The 1,917-nt window shown below is 40.5% G+C and carries 1 protein-coding gene; it reads right to left on the reverse strand.

Features of this window, described 5'->3' with window-relative positions:
• Nucleotides 1–126: 126 nt before the first annotated feature.
• On the reverse strand, nt 127–1,917 hold a 1,791-nt coding region (locus HRT50_RS18770), incomplete at its 5' end, for a CsiV family protein (protein ID WP_291617369.1).

Genomic DNA, 1,917 nt, shown 5'->3' on the forward strand with positions numbered 1-1,917 from the left:
ACGGCGTTAAAGAACAAAAATATAGAATAACTATGTTTACGTTCTTCTCCTTGCCTAAAGTCATTTAAATTCCCACTTAAATCGAGTACTTTGAATGGTAACGGGTATGTATCAGCTTATAGCTTTTTATTTTTTTGCCTGGGTCACTGCTTCACTTGCTGGTTTAGTTGGGTCAAAGCGCCTGATTTGCACGACCATGCCTATGAGAGGGTGATCAAAATAATGAATCTCGCCAGTGATAACCCGGCGATCTTGCTTAAAAGAGATGACCTTATTTTTAGTATCGGCTTTAGCATTTTGATCGGCACTTGTAGCTATCACCGATGACTCATTTGCTGATTCGAGCATATTAAATTCACTATTAATATAAAGGCGGTTGTCTAGGTGTAGGTGCACTTTAAACAGCCCATCAAGATACCAAGGCTGTAGTGGTTGTGTTGCTGCTTGATTTTCTTGGTCGTCGATGCCACTCAATTGTCTGCTCTGTTGCTTGTTAATGTCGGCGGAAAGCTGTGCAACTACATGAGAAATTTGTTCTTCGGTGAGCATTGGCTCATTACTGTCATTGACACTTGAACTCTGCTTATTATCTTCTGCACTATGTGACAGGGAAGAATCTAATAAGGCAAATTGCTGATAAATATTGTTAAGTTGTTGCTGCTTTGCTTGTTGACGTAACTGCTCTGTTATCGATAGTTCATCAGAGGGTAAGCTTGGCTGGTTAGTTAAAATATCACTAGTCATTGTATCTAGATTGGTATTGTTAGTCGCTGCAATACCTATAGACATACCTTGATTACTGTCATTATCAACCATGAGTAATTGGCTGTTAATAAGCGATTCTATTTGTTGTCTTTGCGCTAAAATAGCCTCTAACTCAAGAGCGGTTTGCTCAGCTTGCTGCTGAGTGAGTGCTTGTTGGTAGTCAAACTCTAAATGCTCACCAGCGTATAACTTCATCGCTTGTGCTTGTCTTCTTGTTGCACCAATTTGGCGCCAGCCCAAATGTAATAACGGTTTATAATCACGAGAGCGCTTGATGCGATTAGCGATAGATTTTAACCGTAAAGAGTCTTGGCTAATGAGATATGCCTTATCACTGGCCCAAGTGATTTTGCCATTTTCATCGTCTTGCCATTGTTCAAGGCCATTAATGGTTGTTGCTAATTTTTCAACGGGATAGCCATCGAGACTAAAATTTTCAAGTTGTTCAGCGCTTAAGTGCTGCTGGAAAAAATCGGCCGGAATGACACACAAAGCAGACTTACTAGAGCTCGGGTATTGATCATAAACGGGCAGTTCAATATTGGCATATTGTGCTTGGTAACTTTGTGCAGCTGTGGCTAGTTCAGCTTGTGTCTCAGTTTTTTCACCAAGTCTAGCTTCAGTCGTGTCATTGTTGGTATCTGTAAGTACGGTCACTGACATTTTCGCTGACGAAATTACTGTTTCCTTGTTCTGAGCCTTAGCCTGCGAGTCGTATTGTTCATTTACTGTCTCGAAATTTTCAGTGTTGCCTTCTGCTATGTTAGTAACTTCTCCAACAGCACTCTCTTTATCACTAAGCTCTGCATCAGTACTTTCTTTACTAGTGATGGCTGGCCATAAGTTATACGGCGTAAGACTAATGTTATAAGGTAATTTGCTTTGTGATTGCTGACAATTAGGCAGTAATTGCTTTAATGAAGCTATGTTAGGTTGCAAATAAGGGGCTAATAAATCAAAAGCGCGACGTTTTTTAGCTGTGAGGTCTCTGGCGGTAAATTGCTCTTTATTATCTGCTTTTGTTGAGGTGTGTTTAAAAAGAATGACTTCAATCTCAAACCAGCGCGCAGGTTTTTCTGCCGACATTTTAGTGCTGTTAGCCGCTAGTGCTGCCGTACTACTTAAAAAGCATAATGAAGTTAATGCCGAGGT

This window comes from Colwellia sp. (assembly GCF_013215345.1).
Lineage (GTDB): Bacteria > Pseudomonadota > Gammaproteobacteria > Enterobacterales > Alteromonadaceae > Colwellia.